This is a genomic window from Paenibacillus sp. GXUN7292 (assembly GCF_050864975.1).
In the GTDB taxonomy this organism is placed as follows: Bacteria; Bacillota; Bacilli; order Paenibacillales; family Paenibacillaceae; genus Pristimantibacillus.
Window position 1 is genome coordinate 24,652 of sequence record NZ_JBOZWO010000047.1, and the last position, 19,421, is coordinate 44,072.

18 protein-coding genes and 6 tRNA genes are annotated in these 19,421 nt (G+C 46.4%); 1 reads left to right on the plus strand and 23 read right to left on the minus strand.

Features of this window, described 5'->3' with window-relative positions; all coding sequences use genetic code 11:
• Positions 1-275 precede the first annotated feature (275 nt).
• The 17 genes from trxB to ACRRU2_RS25185 form a co-directional block, all read right to left on the minus strand.
• Positions 276-1,196, minus strand: a complete 921-nt coding sequence (gene trxB / locus ACRRU2_RS25105; protein WP_331701986.1) for a thioredoxin-disulfide reductase — start codon at positions 1,194-1,196, stop codon at positions 276-278.
• Between the two features lie 35 nt (positions 1,197-1,231).
• Positions 1,232-2,992: a tetratricopeptide repeat protein gene (locus ACRRU2_RS25110; protein WP_432505877.1), complete on the minus strand. Its 1,761-nt coding sequence runs from the start codon at positions 2,990-2,992 to the stop codon at positions 1,232-1,234.
• A gap of 205 nt (positions 2,993-3,197) precedes the next feature.
• Entirely contained in the window at positions 3,198-4,148 is a 951-nt protein-coding gene (locus ACRRU2_RS25115; RefSeq protein WP_331701988.1) for a ribose-phosphate diphosphokinase, read from the minus strand.
• Positions 4,149-4,264: 116 nt separating this feature from the next.
• Positions 4,265-4,936, minus strand: a complete 672-nt coding sequence (gene hisIE / locus ACRRU2_RS25120; RefSeq protein ID WP_331701989.1) for a bifunctional phosphoribosyl-AMP cyclohydrolase/phosphoribosyl-ATP diphosphatase HisIE — start codon at positions 4,934-4,936, stop codon at positions 4,265-4,267.
• Complete coding sequence (gene hisF / locus ACRRU2_RS25125; RefSeq protein WP_331701990.1) at positions 4,936-5,694, minus strand: imidazole glycerol phosphate synthase subunit HisF; 759 nt, start codon at positions 5,692-5,694, stop codon at positions 4,936-4,938. Before hisF ends, hisIE begins: the two co-directional genes overlap by 1 nt.
• Positions 5,695-5,719: 25 nt before the next feature.
• Entirely contained in the window at positions 5,720-6,331 is a 612-nt protein-coding gene (gene hisH / locus ACRRU2_RS25130) for an imidazole glycerol phosphate synthase subunit HisH (RefSeq protein ID WP_432505880.1), read from the minus strand.
• Position 6,332: 1 nt separating this feature from the next.
• The gene (hisB, locus tag ACRRU2_RS25135) at positions 6,333-6,932 is read right to left on the minus strand and encodes an imidazoleglycerol-phosphate dehydratase HisB (protein WP_432505882.1); all 600 of its coding nucleotides are present in this window, start codon (positions 6,930-6,932) and stop codon (positions 6,333-6,335) included.
• A gap of 259 nt (positions 6,933-7,191) precedes the next feature.
• The gene (gene hisD / locus ACRRU2_RS25140) at positions 7,192-8,481 is read right to left on the minus strand and encodes a histidinol dehydrogenase (protein ID WP_432505884.1); all 1,290 of its coding nucleotides are present in this window, start codon (positions 8,479-8,481) and stop codon (positions 7,192-7,194) included.
• 32 nt (positions 8,482-8,513) lie between these two features.
• Positions 8,514-9,158, minus strand: a complete 645-nt coding sequence (gene hisG / locus ACRRU2_RS25145) for an ATP phosphoribosyltransferase (RefSeq protein ID WP_331701994.1) — start codon at positions 9,156-9,158, stop codon at positions 8,514-8,516.
• 1 nt (position 9,159) lies between these two features.
• Positions 9,160-10,377, minus strand: a complete 1,218-nt coding sequence (locus ACRRU2_RS25150) for an ATP phosphoribosyltransferase regulatory subunit (protein ID WP_432505887.1) — start codon at positions 10,375-10,377, stop codon at positions 9,160-9,162.
• 248 nt (positions 10,378-10,625) lie between these two features.
• Complete coding sequence (locus ACRRU2_RS25155; protein ID WP_432505889.1) at positions 10,626-11,123, minus strand: acyltransferase; 498 nt, start codon at positions 11,121-11,123, stop codon at positions 10,626-10,628.
• Between the two features lie 7 nt (positions 11,124-11,130).
• Positions 11,131-11,778, minus strand: a complete 648-nt coding sequence (ppaX, locus tag ACRRU2_RS25160; protein WP_432505891.1) for a pyrophosphatase PpaX — start codon at positions 11,776-11,778, stop codon at positions 11,131-11,133.
• A 3-nt stretch (positions 11,779-11,781) separates the two neighbouring features.
• Positions 11,782-12,756 carry a prolipoprotein diacylglyceryl transferase gene (gene lgt, locus ACRRU2_RS25165; protein WP_331701998.1) on the minus strand — a complete coding sequence of 325 codons (975 nt, stop codon included), beginning with the start codon at positions 12,754-12,756 and terminating at the stop codon, positions 11,782-11,784.
• Positions 12,757-12,830: 74 nt separating this feature from the next.
• Positions 12,831-13,772 carry an HPr(Ser) kinase/phosphatase gene (hprK, locus tag ACRRU2_RS25170; protein WP_331701999.1) on the minus strand — a complete coding sequence of 314 codons (942 nt, stop codon included), beginning with the start codon at positions 13,770-13,772 and terminating at the stop codon, positions 12,831-12,833.
• 171 nt (positions 13,773-13,943) lie between these two features.
• Complete coding sequence (locus tag ACRRU2_RS25175; protein ID WP_331702000.1) at positions 13,944-15,065, minus strand: ABC transporter ATP-binding protein; 1,122 nt, start codon at positions 15,063-15,065, stop codon at positions 13,944-13,946.
• Positions 15,066-15,151: 86 nt separating this feature from the next.
• Positions 15,152-16,300, minus strand: coding sequence for a PucR family transcriptional regulator (locus ACRRU2_RS25180; RefSeq protein ID WP_432505894.1), 1,149 nt, complete (start codon positions 16,298-16,300; stop codon positions 15,152-15,154).
• 72 nt (positions 16,301-16,372) lie between these two features.
• Positions 16,373-17,320 carry a glycosyltransferase family 4 protein gene (locus ACRRU2_RS25185; protein ID WP_331702002.1) on the minus strand — a complete coding sequence of 316 codons (948 nt, stop codon included), beginning with the start codon at positions 17,318-17,320 and terminating at the stop codon, positions 16,373-16,375.
• Between the two features lie 472 nt (positions 17,321-17,792).
• Here ACRRU2_RS25185 and ssuE point away from each other — a divergent pair, with 472 nt between their 5' ends.
• Complete coding sequence (gene ssuE, locus ACRRU2_RS25190) at positions 17,793-18,356, plus strand: NADPH-dependent FMN reductase (protein ID WP_331702003.1); 564 nt, start codon at positions 17,793-17,795, stop codon at positions 18,354-18,356.
• Positions 18,357-18,715: 359 nt separating this feature from the next.
• Here the strand turns inward: ssuE and ACRRU2_RS25195 are convergent.
• The 6 genes from ACRRU2_RS25195 to ACRRU2_RS25220 form a co-directional block, all read right to left on the minus strand.
• Positions 18,716-18,791 (minus strand) — tRNA-Lys (locus tag ACRRU2_RS25195).
• A 15-nt stretch (positions 18,792-18,806) separates the two neighbouring features.
• A tRNA-Tyr gene (locus tag ACRRU2_RS25200) sits at positions 18,807-18,890 on the minus strand.
• A gap of 37 nt (positions 18,891-18,927) precedes the next feature.
• Positions 18,928-19,003 (minus strand) — tRNA-Phe (locus ACRRU2_RS25205).
• A 14-nt stretch (positions 19,004-19,017) separates the two neighbouring features.
• A tRNA-Asp gene (locus ACRRU2_RS25210) sits at positions 19,018-19,094 on the minus strand.
• Positions 19,095-19,103: 9 nt separating this feature from the next.
• Positions 19,104-19,179 (minus strand) — tRNA-Val (locus ACRRU2_RS25215).
• Between the two features lie 24 nt (positions 19,180-19,203).
• Positions 19,204-19,280: transfer RNA gene (locus ACRRU2_RS25220), tRNA-Met, on the minus strand.
• Positions 19,281-19,421 lie beyond the last annotated feature (141 nt).

Below are 19,421 nucleotides of genomic sequence, written 5' to 3' on the forward strand. Positions count from 1 at the left end.
AACTATAAGCGTTGCGCTTCCATCGGTCAAGACAACCGGCCTGCAGTGCCAAGCAAGGGAGCTTTGCACAGCTTTGCATCAGCTTCCTGCAATGCTTATTTTCAAGAAGAAGCGCTGCGCTTCCTTGGCTAAGAATGTGCCGTTTCTCGGTGAAAAATAGGAATAGGTATAAGGTGAAAACTTATCCTTTCCAATTTTTGAAAAAAAGCTATGCCTTCCACCAATCAAGCTTAGCAGGCATAGCTTTGTTCCAGTGATACATAAAAGTGTCGTTATTATAGGCTTTCCAAATATCTTTCGCAATCGAGTGCAGCCATACATCCGCTGCCCGCCGCTGTTATAGCCTGACGATACTTGTTGTCTTGAACGTCGCCGCAAGCGAACACGCCTGGCACATTCGTCTCAGAGGAGCCTGGCTTCACTTGGATATAGCCAACTTCGTCCGTATCAATTTGCCCCGCTAGGAATTTCGTATTAGGCGTGTGGCCGATAGCCACAAATACGCCGTCTGTCTCTATAAGCTCATCCTCGCCAGTAGCATTATTGCGCACTTTCAACCCTGTCACGCCCATACCCGTCGCCACGACTTCAAGCGGAGTACGGTTAAGGCTCCAGCTGATCTTTTCATTTGCGCGAGCGCGGTCCTGCATTATTTTGGAAGCACGCAGCTCGTCACGGCGGTTTACAATTTCTACATTAGAAGCAAAGCGTGTCAAGAAGTTAGCTTCCTCCATAGCAGAGTCTCCTCCGCCGATAACAACGATTTTTTTGCCGCGGAAGAAGAAGCCGTCGCATGTTGCACAAGTGCTTACACCTTTACCTACGTTATCCTTCTCACCAGGTATGCCCAAATATTTGGCCGATGCTCCAGTCGAAATAATAAGAGATTCGCCCACGATTTCGCCCTTGCCTTCTACTTGCAGCTTGAATGGACGCTCCGACAGATCAACACTGTTTACCCAGCCCGTTATAAATGTAGCGCCAAAGCGTTCCGCTTGCTTGCGCATATTAGCCATTAATTCAGGTCCTAGAATACCATCCGGAAAACCTGGAAAGTTTTCTACATCAGTCGTCGTTGTCAATTGTCCGCCTGGCTCAGGACCTTCTATAATTAGAGGATTCATATTTGCGCGAGCTAGGTAAATTGCAGCCGTTAGTCCCGCTGGACCTGTTCCAACAATAATCGATTTGTACATATCGTTCACCTCAATACTTATTCTGGAAAGCAGATTTATTGTTCCTCATCCTGAGCTAGCTCATGAGAGGCAAATACCGAGCTTATCGACTTCATCTTTTCTTTAATGCCAACCGTCTCATCAATCAGCTTAACATAGCGGCTAATCGTTGATATAGAGACACCATATCGCATGGATACCTCGTGATAGGAAATCGCCTTGCGGTGCATTTTGGCCGTTAAATACTCAAGTGCTGCCGCCCAGCTCTCAAGCTTCGAAAGCTTTGGAATATCCGGGTAAAGCCGAGACAAAAACTCAGTCCATAATGTCATCATATCATGCTGCTGCACAAGATCATAATGCTTGCTCATGTGGTGAATAGCGGTCTGCGCTACCTTCTCCCACTGCTCTTCCCAAATAGGGAGCTGGGACGGGATACGGTTAGGGCCGACAACCGTTTCCTTGCCGTCAAGCACCACTTTGATCTGTTCCTGAACACCTAGCGTCCTTAAGACAAAAATCGCTATTTTTTTCAAATAGTCATCCTCGTCAGGCTCTGCCAGAAATGAGCGCAGTACATCCTTGACTTCCTCATCGCCAATCATCCCAAAGGCTTGAATAACCTGCAGCTTCGTATTCATATCCCCGTGCCGCAATGCCCAGAAAAAGGACGATCGAACCAATGGATCACTCTTCATATGATCGGGAATGCCTTCCGACGACTTTTCCCAAAGCTTGAACTGCTCTTCGAATGGCAAATGGTAATGATAGCTAAGCGGGGCGGAAAGCTTGCCTTGCTTAACGAGCTCAAGCTGCTCCATGAAATAGTGCGGAATCGTCGAAGCTGGATCCAGCTTTCTGGTCTGCTTCCACAATCGCTCTGCTTCGTTAAAGCGTCCAATATTGCAGGCGGCAACAGCCGCATAATGGTATAGACATGGATCCTGGCCCAGCTCATGCTTTTTGAGCAGACGGGTAAAATGACGGTAAGCAGCACTATGCTCTCCTAAGATGCCCATCGTTGTAGCCAGTTTAAACACATGCTCCTCATGGAAAGGCTCTGTTTTTATCAATAATGACACGAGCGGCTTTAATTGCTCTTCATCGCCGTCATGCTGGTAAAAAATCGATAGATTGCATAAGGCATGCAAATTGCCGGCATCCATAGAAAGCACTTCATGGACGCTATCCAAAGCCTTATCAAATAACCCCATATAGTAATAGGCAAGAGCCAAATTATTGCGGGCTGCAAAAAAATCCGGCTGTGCTGCCACAATATCTTCCAACATACGAACAGCTTCGTTGAATCTGCCTTCCTCAAGCAGCATGCGCGCTTGATCATGCTCTACCATGCCGGCTCGTGATTTGATCTTCTTAAGCTTGGTTGGACGCTCCAGCTCATAATGAAGAAGCTCCATCATTTCCTCTGCTTCATCCAAATAATGCCCTTCGTCATCCTCTTGCAAATAATCAATTAATGCTGATTCCGCCTGCTCGAACATCTCCATATTGGCATAATTATTAGCCATGTAGAAGTGGCATTCGGTCATAGAAGGATCAAGCTCCTCCATAATCCAATCCAAGATTTCATTTGATTCCTTGTAATTGCCCATTTCGGAAAGAATACCAGCCATATTGCAGTGGTTTACAGGATTATTTGGTTCATATTCTACCGCACGCCGAAAATATTTCAGCGCTTTTTCATAGTGAAATCGATCAAGTGAGCGAACTGCCCTTTCAAAAAAAAACGTAGCGTCCCAATTTACCGGGATAACATTCGTTTTCTTACTTATCGCAACGTGATTTTTTCTTGCCAAGACTTTAGGCACCTCCCTCATTGCGCTTGATTCGATTATACCATAGCGCAGTCTATCCTAGCATGCTATTCCTTATGGAAAGCAGAAACGCCTTCAGCGTCTTAATTAAATCGAGAAAGCGGACAGCTTAATGGCTGCCCGCACATAAATTCGTTATATATCGAAGCGACTAAATCGTTCATTGGCTGCTTCTTATATTTTAAAATTAAACGCCTCTGTTTTTGAACAACGTACTAATGGAGCCTCCGTCCAAAATAATGCGAGTCGCTTCGGCCAGCAATGGCGCTACTGACAAGACTTTAAAGCGTCCGGAAGCGGACGGTGGCAACAAAATTGTATCTGTTACAATAACTTCCTTAATGCTAGGATGGTCTAGACGCTCAATAGCTGCATTCGAAAATACAGGATGCGTCGCGCATACATATACATCCTCTGCTCCGCGGTCTTTAAGACCTTGGACAACGTTGACAATAGTAGATCCTGTGTCGATCATATCCTCAATAATAATTGGAGTTTGACCTTCAACATCACCGATAACATGTGTAATGGAGGATTCATTGTGCGCAGGACGTTTTTTAATCATAATTGCAAAAGAAGTATCCAAATAGTTAGCCAGCTTCTCAGCAGTGGAAGCACGGCCGGCATCCGGTGAAACAACAACCGGATTTTTTATATTTTTCGATTTCAAATAATCGCTTATAAGATCAAGTGCAGTCAAATGATCTACCGGAATATTGAAAAAGCCTTGAATTGCAGGTGCATGCAGGTCGATCGTCATTACGCGATTCGCACCGACAGTCGTTAAAACATCAGCCAGCATTTTCGCAGAAATCGGCTCGCGCGGAGCTGCTTTGCGTTCCTGACGAGCGTAGCCATAGTAAGGCATGATTACATTGACCGTTCTGGCGGAAGCGCGCTTCGCTGCATCAATCATAACTAGCAATTCGACAAAATGTTCGTTAATCGGATGGGAAAAAGACTGAACAAGAAATACATCACAATTCCGAATAGTTTCCTCATAGTGAACATAAATCTCGCCACTCTTGAATCGAGACAGCTTAATCGCTCCCAATGGAAGACCAAGCTCCTCACTTATTTTCTTAGCCAATACCGGATTTGACGATCCTGAAAATATACGCACCTTGTCGCTTAACATGATACCCTCCTGAGCGTTTCAACCAATTAATTTCAAGCTACTCGTCCTATTATACATCGTATTTACGAATTTTCAAAAAACAAATATAATTATTTTTCGACAATCATATGACAGTGTTATCTCATCTTATTCGTGGTCGGTTTCCCGTAACGTGCCGATAACTCTTTCATAAGCTCGTCAAGCGGCAGGTTTTGCTGGCGCAGCAGCACCATCAAATGAAAAATCAGGTCGCTTGCTTCGGAGCGAAGCTCGTCATTATCATCGTTTTTAGCGGCAATAATTACCTCTGCAGCTTCTTCGCCAACCTTCTTCAAAATCTTATCCAAGCCTTTGTCAAACAAATAGGACGTATAGGAGCCTTCCGGACGTTCAGCATATCTTGCAGCAATAGAGCTCTCTACCTTGCCCAGCATCGCGAAGCGATCATTGCCCTCAGCCGCTTCAAATTGTCCTTCAGAGCCTTCCACCTCAATAGAGTTTGTAAAACAGCTATAGCTTCCTGTGTGGCACGCTGGCCCCTTCTGCTTTACTGTCACAAGCAATGTATCTCCATCGCAATCATAAGACATCGATACGATTTGCTGCGTATGCCCGCTCGTTGCCCCTTTATTCCAAAGCTCGCCGCGCGAACGGCTCCAAAACCAGGTTGAGCCCGTGGACACCGATTTGTGCAAAGACTCTTCATTCATATAGGCAAGCATAAGAATATCCTTGCTCTGGGCGTCTTGTACGATTGCAGGAACAAGTCCGTTCTCATCCCATTTGATCTCATTCATCCAAGCAGCCATTAGCGCACCTCAATCCCTTTTTTTTGCAGATCAGCCTTAACCTCGCCGATCGTCATTTCCTTGTAATGGAATATCGTTGCAGCAAGGCCGGCATCCGCATGCCCGTTCTCGAACACATCGTAGAAATGCTCAATTTTCCCCGCTCCGCCCGAAGCAATAACCGGTATGCCTACAGTATCCGAAATAGCTCTCGTAAGCTTCACATCAAAGCCGTCCTTCGTCCCGTCGGCATCCATGCTGGTAAGCAGCAGCTCGCCTGCTCCAAGCCGTTCTGCCTCCTGCGCCCATTTCAAGGCAGACATGCCTGTTCCCTGACGGCCGCCATGCGTATATACTTCCCAATCCTGCCATTCCTCATTGAACTTGGCATCAATGGCTACGACAATGCACTGTGAGCCGAACGTGCGCGCACCTTCCTCAATCAATGAAGGATTTTTGACAGCGGCCGAATTAATACCAATCTTATCAGCACCTGCACGAAGCAGACGCTTCATATCCTCTACCGTTGAAATACCGCCGCCAACTGTAAAAGGGATCGAAACCTCGCTTGCTGTACGCTTTACTACTTCCAGCATCGTTGCGCGGCCTTCTACTGTTGCCGATATATCAAGAAATACAAGCTCGTCTGCGCCTTCCTTGTCATACGCCGCAGCCAGCTCGACCGGGTCGCCCGCATCGCGCAAATTAACAAAGTTGACTCCCTTAACGACTCTGCCGTCCTTCACATCAAGACATGGAATAATTCGTTTCGCCAGCATCAATCATCTCTCCCTTATGCAATCTCTATTTGTCGCCTGTCAATTTTAAGAAATTGTGTAGCAGCTGCATCCCCGGCTTGCCGCTTTTTTCGGGATGGAACTGCATGCCGAACACATTGCTTCTGCCGACAATTGCCGTAACATCGCCATAATAGTCTGTTTTTGCGAGCAAATCGCTGGCCGTCTCTGGCAGCACGTGAAAGGAATGGACAAAGTATACATGCTCCTCAGCCATATCTGCAAAAAGAGGCGAAGCGGAGTCCAGCAGCGCCAATCGGTTCCAGCCCATATGCGGAACTTTGAAATCGCCTTTGAACCGCACAACCTTGCCCGGCAATAAGTTCAATCCTTGATGAGTGCCATATTCCTCACTCTCGCCAAATAACAGCTGCATGCCTAGGCATATGCCCAGCAGCGGCTTTCCAGAGGCTGCATAGCTTTTTACTGCCTGGTCAAGGCCGCTGCTTTGCAAATTATGCATAGCGTCTCCGAATGCGCCTACGCCGGGCAATATCGCCCCGCTTGCGCCGGCAATGACATTCTTGTCGGCAGTAACAACTGCATCATAACCAAGCCGTTCAACAGCCATGCTTACACTTTGCAAATTGCCCATGCCATAATCAATTATGGCGATCATCCTACAACAAACCTTTCGTTGAAGGCACGCCCTGCACCCTAGGATCAATACTCGTCGCCTCATCCAGAGCACGCCCAAGCGCTTTAAATACCGCTTCAATCATATGATGCGTATTTTTGCCGTAATGAACGATAACATGAAGCGTCACCCGCGCCTCAAGCGCAAATTTCCACAAAAACTCGTGAACAAGCTCAGTCGTAAAGCTTCCAACATTTGCAGCTGGGAATTCAGCACGAATTTCTAGATGCGGACGATTGCTCACATCGATAATAACTTGTGCCAACGACTCATCCATCGGCACAAATACGCTGGCATAACGCCTAATGCCTCGTTTATCTCCCAATGATTCACGCACCGTCTGACCCAGGCAAATGCCGATATCCTCTACCGTATGATGGTCATCTACATCCACATCGCCATTGGCGTCAACATGCAGATCGAATTGTCCATGCTTCGCAAACAGATCCAACATATGATTCATGAAAGGAACATCTGTTTCGAGCTTTGTATCACCAGTACCATCTAAATTAAAAGAAAGCTTGATATCCGTCTCGCTTGTTGTTCTGGATACGGATGCTTGACGAGTTTTCAATTCTGTCATCGTTTGTTGACCTGCCTTTTCTCGTATTATATAAGTTTCTCGAAGAGTATCTATTAGCAATAAAATGGTACAAAGCTGCGAGCAAAATTGGACTTACGACCGCTGTTGTATTCCAGTTTTTTCGACTTCCTAAGACATTTCATGGATAAAACTGCAATACAAAGGCGGCCACTATCGTTTCTTCAGTTCCAATCTTGCTCTCCGCTTTGCCCTTTCATTGCTTCCTGAGAATTGCCACTTGGCGACACTCTCTCTCGTTCTAATTGCCTCTTTCCTTCTCCAATCTTATCTCAACTGCGCGGGCATGCCCCTCTAAGCCTTCATGGCGGGCAAGCGTCATAATTTTCTCGCCGCTTGCTAAAAGTGCTTCCTTGCTATAGTATATCAAACTCGACTTTTTCAAGAAATCATCCACATTGACTGGAGATGAAAATCTAGCCGTGCCATTTGTTGGGATAATATGATTAGGACCTGCGAAGTAATCACCGACTGGCTCGGAGCTGTAGGCGCCCAAGAAGATCGCACCCGCATTTTCAATAGAACCAAGCAGGCTCATCGGATTATCTGTCATAATCTCCAGATGCTCTGGCGCGAGCTTATTGACTACCTGAATTCCCTCTTTTAGAGATTGTACTAGAAGAATTGCGCCGTACTGGTCAATGGAGCTTTGAGCGATAGACTTGCGCGGCAATACGGACAGCTGGCTCGCAACCTCAGCCTTTACTGCCTCTGCCAACGAAGGGGAAGGTGTCACTAATATGGCGGAAGCCATCTCGTCATGCTCAGCCTGCGACAGCAAATCTGCTGCCACATAGGCAGGATCAGCGCTGTCGTCAGCAAGTACGACAATCTCGCTAGGGCCTGCGATACTGTCAATATCGACTACACCATATACAGAGCGCTTGGCCAATGCAACATATATATTGCCTGGGCCGCAAATTTTATCGACAGGGGCAATTGTTTCTGTACCGTAAGCTAACGCAGCTATTGCCTGGGCCCCGCCAATGCGATACATTTCTTTCACGCCAGACTCAGCAGCTGCAACGAGAATATACGGATCAATACCTTGCTTTCCGCCTGTTGACGGAGGCGTCACCATTACAATTTCTGGAACGCCGGCAACTTGCGCCGGTATTACATTCATAAGCACAGAGGACGGATATGCTGCTTTGCCGCCAGGCACATAGACGCCCACGCGCTTTAACGGGCGCATGATTTGTCCTAGAATCGTGCCATCCTTCTCCATATCCATCCACGAGTTGCGCATCTGCTTCTGGTGGAAACTGCGGATATTGACTGCTGCTTCACGAATGGCGATCAAAAAATCCTCATCCACCTTTTCATATGCCGCATTGATTTCTTCCGCAGTTACGCGAAGCGAAGCAGCTTCAAGCAGAACGCCATCAAATTTGTTTGTGTAGGCGAGCAGCGCTGCATCACCCTGCTCCTTAATATCTGTTACGATCTGGGCGACAGCCGCATTTTGCTCCGGGCTGCCGTATTCCACTTCCCGCTTTAATCCGAATTGATCGGGACGCATAATACGCATGGTTCACTCGCTCCTTTCCAGGTTTAAACTATTTATTTTTTAGCAGCAAGCGTCTCTTGCAGACGATCGCAAAGCGATTGAATGCTGTCATTTTTCAAACGGTAGCTCACACGATTGGCTATAAGCCTGCTCGTAATGCCAAATATAGCTTCCATTTCGATGAGCCCATTCTCGCGCAGCGTCTGCCCTGTTTCAACCATATCCACGATGCGGTCTGCCAGCCCGATCAAAGGAGCTAGCTCGATGGAGCCATTAAGCTTAATGACTTCAACCTGCTGGCCCTGCTCGCGGAAGTATGCAGAGGCTACGTTAGGATACTTTGTAGCAACGCGCGGATTCATCGTTGGCTTCCAGTCGGGAAGTCCGATAACGGACATGCGGCATTTGGCTATTTCCAGATCGAGCAGCTCATAGACATCCTTTTTCTCCTCCATGAGGACATCCTTGCCGACAATCCCTATATCTGCTGCGCCATACTCCACATAGGTCGGCACATCCACCGGCTTCGCCATAATAAATTCCATATTTGCATCCGGAAGCTCTATAATCAGCTTGCGCGTATCATCATAATCCGTTGGAATCGGAATGCCCGCTTCGCGGAAAAGCTTAGACGCTTGTTTATATATACGCCCTTTGGGCATTGCAACCTTCAATATTTCCTTTTCGCCATTCGACATGCTAGCGGCCTCCTTCTTCTGCGTCGGCAAATACTAGCACAGAAGCAAAGTCCATGCCTTTATACCGGACAGGCTTTCCATGCTTGCTTTGTGCCAGCAGCTCATGATCAACAGCCTGTACCCGCTCCGTGACTACTGTCGAGCCGCTGCTGCGCAGCTGCTGTGCTTTGCGTATCGCCTCATCGCGTCCATGCTGATCATACACGATTAATGTGCGCTGCACCTCTTGCTCTGCCTCCGAGCTCAGCAGCTCAATTAATCTCGTCGTTTTAAGGGCAAAGCCGGTCGCTGCTGCCGGACGTCCAAATTGTGTCAGCAAATTGTCATAACGCCCGCCGCTTACAACCGGGAAGCCTAGATCGGCAGCATAGCCCTCGAAGGTCATTCCTGTGTAGTAAGTAAAATCTCCAATCATCGTCAAATCAATAAGTACATGCTCGCATACGCCGTATGCCTGCAACGCATCCCAAATATCGCAAAGATGGACAATAGCAGCTCTGGCTGTCTCATCCTTGCTGATTTGCAACGCTTGGTCGCAAATTTCTTGTCCGCCGCGCAAACGCAATATTCCTTCAAGCTCTTCTTGCAGCTGCTCATCCAGCTCCAGCTGGCGCAGCTGCTCTCTATAGCCGACATAATCGCGGCTCAGCAAGCTGCTCTTCAGCGATTCCTGCGCCTCTACGCGACCTGGCAGCGATGCTGCGAATAAACTGTTCATAAAGCCGACATGGCCGATCGCAATTTTGAAGCGTTCAATACCTGCTGCCTTTAGAGAAGCGATAGCCAGCGCAACAACCTCAGCATCTGCTTCTGCCGAGGAATCTCCTACCAGCTCCACCCCTGTTTGAAAAAATTCTGCCTCGCGGCCCGCTTCCTCTTCAATCGAACGGAATACATTAGCATGATAGGACAAGCGAATCGGGAATTTTGTTTCTTTCAGCAAAGAAGAGACTACCCGCGCTATCGGTCCCGTCATATCGGAACGCAGCACCATTGTAGTCCCGCGATTGTTAAGCAGCTTGAACAGCTTCTGGTCAGACGTTGTGCTCGCTGTTCCGACCGTATCATAGTACTCCATAGACGGCGTAATGATTTGCTCATAGCCCCAGCCCTGCATGCAGGCCAGCACTCTCGATTCGATATAGCGCAGCTTTTGTACCGCATTAGGAAGATAATCTGTCAGCCCAAGCGGCTTTTCAAACATTTTTGGCTTACTCATCTATTTTCACCTACTATTACTTTAATGTGTTAAAGCGTTAACTTGTTAATATATTAGCAAAATAAAGATATTTGTAATACTATCATGAAACAGCTTGCTCCGTCAACTTGCAGCAGACGGCATATCCAAGGTTTGGCGTTGGGTTGCGGGGTGATTTGAGCGCATATAAAAATGACCCCGCCATCCATCCTGCATGAGGAAGGCGAGGTCATCTCCGTACTAGTCCTTACAAGATAGGTATTCTTCGATCATCCTTGCTGCTTATTGCTGCGCTCGATGGTCCTTATAGGGTTGCCTCCTACAAAAGCGCCTGCCGGAACATCCTTATGAACGACAGAGCCGGCTGCAATAACCGCATGATCACCGATCGTAACACCTGGCAAGATCGTCGTATTTGCTCCTATCATCACATTGGAGCCTATACGCACATAGCCCAGCCTGTATTCTTTAATTAAATATTCATGTGTAAGTATCGTTGTATTATAGCCGATTATGGTGTTGTCTCCAACCGAAATACGCTCTGGAAAAAAAACATCGACCATAACCATTAGCGCAAAGGCCGTATGCTCCCCAACTTTCATCCTCAGCAGATTGCGATAAATCCAATTTTTCCAAGAAAGAAACGGGCAATATCGGGCCAGCTGTATCCATATAAAATTCCATATCGCTTTGATGCGGCTCACCGTGGAATAAACCTGCCACAACGAGTTTGGACCTTCTACCGGAAAGCGTTCTACATCCCGCAAAAGCTGCTCACTCCATTCCGACTAGTGCATATAGATCACGCATATCGTCAATGACATGCGCAGCTCCTGCAGCATGCAGGATGCGAGCTCCTTTAAGCGACCACGATACACCTACCGAAATAGCGCCCGCCGCATTGGCCGACTGTATATCCACTACACTGTCGCCTACCATGAGTGTTGAGGAGGGATCGGCATTCAGAAGGTCTATCGCCCTAGCTACAGGCTCAGGATGTGGTTTAGGATGCTTCACATCGTCTATCGTCACTACGGCGTCGACGTAATCAGCAAGGCCAGTAAAAGCAAGTCCCCGCTCAGTCGTATACCTCATCTTGGTTGTCACTATGCCAATTTGGATGCCCTGCTCATGCATGCGCTTGATAACCTCTTGCACATTGTTGAATAAAGTGACGAATTCATCATGAAGCCGTAAATTCACTTCGCGATAAGCTGCTACCAGCTCTGTTACATCCTCATAGCCCGAAAACTTTTTCATCTGCTCGGTCAGCGGCTCACCCATGCTTGGGATAATATGCTCTCTGCCAAAGCCTTCAGGCACTACACCCCGCAGCGCTTCGAGAAAGGAAGTAATAATAAGCTCGTTCGTGTCTAATATCGTTCCATCAAGATCAAACAATACTGTTTTTATTTCAGACATTATTTACTCCTTACCAGCTTGCACAGCCTCTCCGTTTCTTTCCGGTTTAGTCGTTACGATCGGATCATTATAGTAAGTATTTGCCCAGCCTTTCACACGGCGGACAATAATAAATATGATCGCAGCAATAATCAGCAGCAAAGCAAGCAGCTGGGATATTCTTATATTTCCATACGCAGGATCCAAGTACCCCTGTCCCTCGAATACTAAAAGCATTGGCGACCATAGCGCATCCATAAACGATGCCAGCCATTTCGGCCCCATAAAGGCCAAGCTGTCGATGCGAAGCGCTTCGATAAAGAAGCGGCCAATTGAATACCAAATAAAATAAGTTGCCATCAGCTCGCCAGTGCGTAAAAATGATCTGCGGCGCAGTATGAACAGAATAACGAGCCCTACTAAACTCCACAGCGACTCATACAAAAATGCCGGATGGCGGAAAGCGCCAGCTTGAATCGCATCATCCACAATAAACATTTGATCCACAATAAAGGATGGAATATGTAGCGTATTGCGCAAAAACTCTTCACTTACTGGACTTCCGTATGCTTCCTGGTTCATAAAGTTGCCCCAGCGTCCTATCATCTGTCCTGCCAGCAACGACGGCACACAAATGTCTACTATGCGCCAAAAGCTGTAGCCTTTATAGCGGGAATAAATAATTCCGCAAATAAATGCGCCGATAATGGCTCCATAAATGGCTATGCCGCCCTGCCAAATTTTAAATATGTCCCAGAAATTCCCCTTGTAATCTTCCCATTTGAAAGCGACATAGTAGATCCGTGCTGCAATTATGGCAGACGGCGCTCCGAACAGCAGCAGATCCATAAAGAAATCCGGTTTGATTCCGAAGCGTTTACCTTCCTGCACAGCTAGCAGCAAGCCGACCAAAGCGGCTGTTCCAAGAATAATTCCATACCATCGCACTGGCAGCGTACCGATGTGGAATGCTATCGAATCAATAGCTAATGTATGCATCTTAGCAATCTTCCCCTTGTATTTTATTGTAACTAGAAATACTGCTTTCTAATCGTTACCTGACTTCAAAAGGATCAATCATAATCATCCATATCATCTGCAATTGTTTCAGTCAGCTTATTCGTAAATTGCAGCGCTGCATTATATCCCATGCGCTTCAATCGGTAGTTCATCGCGCCAACTTCAATAATAACAGCCAAGTTTCGGCCTGGTCTAACAGGCACTGTTACTAGCGGAATGTCGGTATCGATAATTTTTGTCTTCTCTTCATCAAGTCCAAGCCGATCGTATTGCTTCTCCGGCTGCCAATTTTCCAGCTTGATAACCAGCCCTATTCTTTTATTCGTGCGAACTGCTCCTGCTCCAAACAATGTCATCACATTGATGATGCCGAGTCCTCTAATCTCCAGCAAATGACGGATTAATTCCGGTGCGGTTCCATGTAAATGCCCATCGGATGTTTGTCTAATCTCAACCGCATCATCAGCGATCAGCCGATGGCCGCGCTTGACAAGTTCCAGCGCCGTCTCGCTCTTGCCGATACCGCTTCCGCCTGTAATCAGTATGCCTATACCGTATACATCAATCAGTACGCCGTGTATTGTGGCAGTCGGAGCTAGCTTATGCTCCAAAAAGCCTGTAATGCGGCTGGACAGTATAGTCGTGGCAATCCCGCTGCGCAGTACAGGGGTATTCGTCTCATTAGCTTGTCTGATCAGTTCTTCGGGCGGCTCTAAATTTCGTGTCAAAATAATACATGGGGTATCCTCATGACATAATCGAACCATCCGGTTCATTCGCTCTTCGCTATCAAGCATATTCAAAAAGGATACTTCCGTTCTTCCAAGCAATTGTACCCGCTCGCTCGGATGGTAATGGAAGTAGCCTGCAAGCTCTAATCCCGGCCGGTATAAATCATCTACCGTAATAGCACGCTTCATACCTTCTTCGCCAGCCAATATTTCTAGGTGGAAATGCTTGGCAAGCTCTGAAACCTTTACTTTTTTTCTAGACACTGCGTGGGCCTCCTTCATGTCGCTAACCTTGCTACATGCTACTCATTTCAAAATTATCCAGTGTATTCATCGTAAAGGAAAAAAGCTCCGAACGCAACGTTTGGAGCGATGAAAGCAAAAAAGAACCGCTGAAACGTTCAGCGGCTCTTCCTTATAGGATAATGGCAAGTATTAGTTCTCAAAAATGTTAAGCTCGGACTCAACATCGAACAAATGAGATTTGTTCATATCAAGTGCAAGTTTTACGCTAGCGCCATCACGGATAGTGGAACGGCCGTCTACGCGTGCAATTACAGAATCACTGCCGATACCGTTTAGGTATAGGTACATTTCGTGACCAAGGTTCTCAGCAACCTCTACGTTAGCATTAACGATAGTGTTAGGAGAAGCCTCTAGGAATACTGGCTCTTCATGCAAGTCTTCTGGACGAATGCCAAGAACAACTTCTTTGCCGATGTAGCCTTTGGAACGCAATGTAGCTGCGCGGCCTTCAGGAACAACTACGTCTACGCCAGTTGTTTTGAAGTGAACTGTTCCGCCCGCTTCAGACAAAGTACCTTTGATGAAGTTCATGGAAGGAGCACCGATAAAGCCAGCAACGAACATATTAAGCGGGTGGTTGTATAGCTCCTCTGGAGAAGCTGTTTGTTGAATGAAACCGTCTTTCATAACAACGATACGGTCACCCATTGTCATAGCCTCGATTTGGTCATGCGTTACATAGATCGTTGTAGTTTCCAAACGCTTAGTCAATTTGCTGATTTCTGCGCGCATCTGTCCACGAAGCTTGGCATCCAAGTTGGAAAGCGGCTCATCCATCAAGAATACTTGCGGCTCACGAACGATCGCACGGCCTAGAGCAACACGCTGACGCTGACCACCGGACAAAGCCTTAGGCTTACGGTCAAGCAAATGCTCGATATCTAGAATTTTAGCAGCTTCACGAACACGCTTGTCGATGTCTGCTTTTTTGAATTTACGAAGTTTAAGTCCGAACGCCATGTTTTGGTAAACGTTCATATGCGGATACAAAGCGTAAGATTGGAAAACCATCGCGATGTCGCGGTCTTTAGGAGCTACGTCATTAACTAGACGGTCGCCGATGAACAATTTACCTTCCGAAATTTCTTCCAAGCCTGCAATCATACGAAGAGTAGTCGATTTACCGCAGCCAGACGGTCCTACCAATACTAGAAACTCTTTGTCCTTAATATCTAAGTTAACATCTGTTACTGATGCTTTGTCTGAACCTGGGTATTTTTTGTAAATTCCTTCTAAACGTACGCCTGCCATTTTATTTCCCCCTAAAAAGAATTTCGATATGCTTCTATCTTATCCCACAGCAGGGCCAATGACTATGCACATACTTTACAAAAAATCTAATTTCTTTTCGTAACTTTGTACAAAAGCAAAATTATTTTGACTAAAACAGCATCGCGGAACAGTCGTACATCAAGTCCCGTTTCTTGTTTCAGCTTATCCAGACGGTATAATAACGTATTTCTATGGATATATAATCTTTTTGCAGTTTCGCTGACATTGCAATCAAGCATAAAAAATGCTTCCAGTGTAGCAAGCATTTCAGCCTCAAGGAATAGGTCGCCTTTTTTTAACGATTGCTCCAAATATTTGGCGCGCTGCGCTTCAGGAATCGCATTGACGATCCTTTCCAATTGCAGCATCCATGGCAAATGAATGGAGGTGCCGACGTGAAACTTGCGGCCCAAATTAATAGTCTCGCGTAAAAGCAAAACCGTCTCGACCATGCTGTTGGCCGGCGAAATTGGCGGAGCTACTGCCAGATGGCAATCCTCGAGCCACTCGCTGACCAGCATTTCATTGAGGCCATGTGCGATTGATGCCAGGCTTTCCTCCAAGGACTCCTCCTGATCGCTGTCATAGGCATCCTCTTCATCGCGCAGCAGTGATACAGGTCCCCATATAAGCCACTCTTTGTTTTTGAGCGGAATGAGCAAGATGTCGTCCGCAAGAAAAGAGCGAAGCAGCTTATCGAGATCCATATATGTAGCTTGAAGCTCATTAGAAGTGTTAGATTGCTCCATTACAAGCAGAAGCGGAATCATCTCCGCGTACATCCGGCTCCCCATAACGAGATGATCAGGCAGCGAATGCGCTGGCTCCACTGAGGCCAGCTGCTTGAGCAGCCATTCACTTATTTGCATTGCAGCTCTTTCAGTTTCCGATAAATGCTCGTTGCTGTTCAAAGACTGCTCTGTACATGCCTGCTGTATAAGGCAGCTGATTAGCTCTTTCTCGGTTGCGCTTAGATCTGCACGTGGTATTACTATCAAATCCAACTGCTCATCGTGAGCAGCGACTACAAAACGAGCGCTATTTTCATATTCAGCGTAATCTCCAGCTTCGGGCTTGCCGGTTGTCAAAGCCTTGTTGCTCGTCCTATCTGACTGTGCTTGAACATTCTGCCACTGTTCGAGCGAGCAGGAACTAACTTGTATCGAACAGTTCAATATCGTCTGTAAAGCATTTATCCATTCCGTCTTGCTCATGTTCGATCTCCACTCTCCATACTAAATAGCGTTGTGTTTGTCATTGCATTGTACCACAATAACGCCGCTAATTCAGCCTGTTACAAGCAAAAGGATAATAGAAAACAAAGCAAATATGGCAGCTATAAGATACAAAAAGGAAACTGCTTGGACCTGGGTTAAGCCCCATCGAAGCAAAAAGTGATGCGTATGCATATTATCTGCCTGATGCAGAGCTTTGCCGGATAAAAGCCTTCTGGTCATTACATATAACGTATCTGCAATTGGCAAACCTAGCGCGAGAAGCGGTATAAGCAAGGATATGGCGGTAGCTCGTTTAGAGGTCCCGTGAACAGCAATAACGGCTAACAGGTAACCAAGGAAGGTAGCTCCCGCATCCCCCATAAAAATCCGCGCCGGATAAAAGTTATGCAGCAAAAATCCGACTGATGCCCCAACGGCTATAATAGCCAGCACGGCTGTTTCTAGTTGGCCTTGGATAACTGCGGCAATAAAAAGCGTAAGCGAGGACACGATGCTGACGCCGGAGGCCAGCCCATCAATGCCATCCATAAAGTTGAGCATATTTATAAGCGCGAATATCCATATTGTAGTCATCAGCCAAGCAAGCCACGGGGAAAAAATATAGTATTGATTATTGAGAGGAGATGTAATCCCTGTAATCATAATATTGTACAGCGATGGTATGGAGGCAGCCCCCAAATATAAAATAACTCTCGGCCATACCGGAAAATCCTTGCCCTGCGCTTTCCAAGCATCATCACATAATCCAACAATCGTTAAAATGCCGCCGCCCAATATAACGGACAGGCTCAAAGGAGTAATGCCATTTACAACTAATAATGCTATTACACAGCCTCCATATATTGCGGCTCCGCCCATTAATGGAATTGGCTGATGGTGAATTTTTCTTTTATTAGGCCGATCGACGAATCCAACCTTCAGTGCAAACCGCCGTAAAGGCGGCACGGCAAAAAAGACAAGCAGAAAACTGATAAGTGCAGCTGCTACATATATCACGACTGATCCTCCCTATCCGCTCAATATCATATTAATTGATGCCGTTCACTCACTGCCCGTGCAGTTTTGGAGAATGGTAAATCGCACATTTCTGCTATGACATACAGCTTGAATTTTCAGAAGTCTGGCATTAGCCTCAAACTTTTGGAAGCTTATACAGATTCCTTCCTTAATATGACCCAACCAGGGGAATAACATGAATGATTTTAGTAAAAATATTGTCTGCAGCAAGCCGCTTAGCTCAATTCAACATTTTATATACATATATTGAAAAAGTTTGTTTGACCGTCTACTTTTTTCATGGTACGCTACAAAACAAGAGGCAGGATACTTACGATATTTTATTTGAGTTTGATTGTGATCAGGCCTAATGTTGATTGCTACTATTATTGTTGCAGCTTGCTGCAGATCGCTATATCTTGCTTGCTTCCTACTTCTATGAAGTTAAAGACAATATTAAGGAGATATGAAGATGTCAGAAATAGTTGTTATATCTGGAAGTCCCAACGCAACATCCCGGCTTAATGGTATGATTGATTTTGTAAATAAGCAGCTTGAGGACAATGGCTTCTCAACAAAAACAATTACGGTTGTTTCGCTGCCGGCAGAGGATCTGGTTCACTCCAGATTTGGCAGCCCTGCTATTGTTGAGGCGAATAAACTGGTGGAGGAAGCAAATGCTGTAATTATTGCAAGCCCTGTTTATAAAGCATCCTACACAGGCGTGCTCAAGTCTTATATCGATTTGCTGCCGCAAAAAGGCTTTGAGGGCAAGCTGATTGCTCCATTATTCATTGGCGGATCGCTGGCGCATCTGTTATCTATTGACTACTCCCTTAAACCGGTGCTGTCCACGATGGGCGCCAAGCATTACGTCAACAGCGTTTACGCCACTGACTCGCAAATTACTAGAATTCAAGACGGCACAAGCGATACGAAATTTGATATTCATGATGACTTGAAGGAACGGCTATCTGCTGCCGTACAAGAGCTTATTCAAGAGTTGAAGCTGCGCAAGCAATTTTTTCAAGGATAATAGCTTTCTAATTCCAATAACTGCTATAGAAAAGAAGCAAGCGCAACCTGTTGCATAGGTCATGCTTGCTCCTTTTTTATATGGCAGCTGGGCTGCTTAGTGGTCAGACATTCCGCTATTATGCAGGAAATCGCCTTTTTGAGGCGGTAAAGTGACAGTCGTTCCGTTATTGATCCGCTAATGGCATAATAAGTGCCGCTTAGAGCCGAATAGCGGAATATGTGACCGCGAAATTGAAAAATCTGCGATTTTAAGTCCAATATCGGAACGTGTGACCATGTCGCATAGATCCTTCAAAAAGTAAACACAAAAAAAGAAGGGTTTCCCCTTCCCTGCATTTTTAAGTTAACCAGTAAAACTGGTGAGCCATGAAGGACTCGAACCTTCGACTCCCTGATTAAAAGTCAGGTGCTCTACCAACTGAGCTAATGGCTCATAATAATGAGTTAATGGTGGAGGGCGATGGATTCGAACCACCGAACCCGAAGGAAGAGATTTACAGTCTCCCGCGTTTGGCCACTTCGCTAGCCCTCCATGTAAAGCTTCTCTGTCGAAACAGAAAAAAATAAAGTGGTGGCTCGGGACGGAATCGAACCGCCGACACGAGGATTTTCAGTCCTCTGCTCTACCGACTGAGCTACCGAGCCTTACTTTATATAAATGGCGGAGCTGACGGGATTCGAACCCGCGGTCTCCTGCGTGACAGGCAGGCATGTTAGGCCTCTACACCACAGCTCCAGATTTAGATGGTGGAGGCTAACGGGATCGAACCGCTGACCCTCTGCTTGTAAGGCAGATGCTCTCCCAGCTGAGCTAAGCCTCCATCTAAATAAAGAAAAAAATAATTTGGTAGCGGCGGAGGGGATCGAACCCCCGACCTCACGGGTATGAACCGTACGCTCTAGCCAGCTGAGCTACACCGCCAAACTATAACACCGATTATGTATATCTCCAGCATGATCGGTGACATGCTAGTAGATCAGGTAGCGGCATCGCCAAATGCCTGCACACAATCTCATTGCGTCAACAAAGCTTGTCCATTGAAGCAATAAAGCTTGAGCCCTG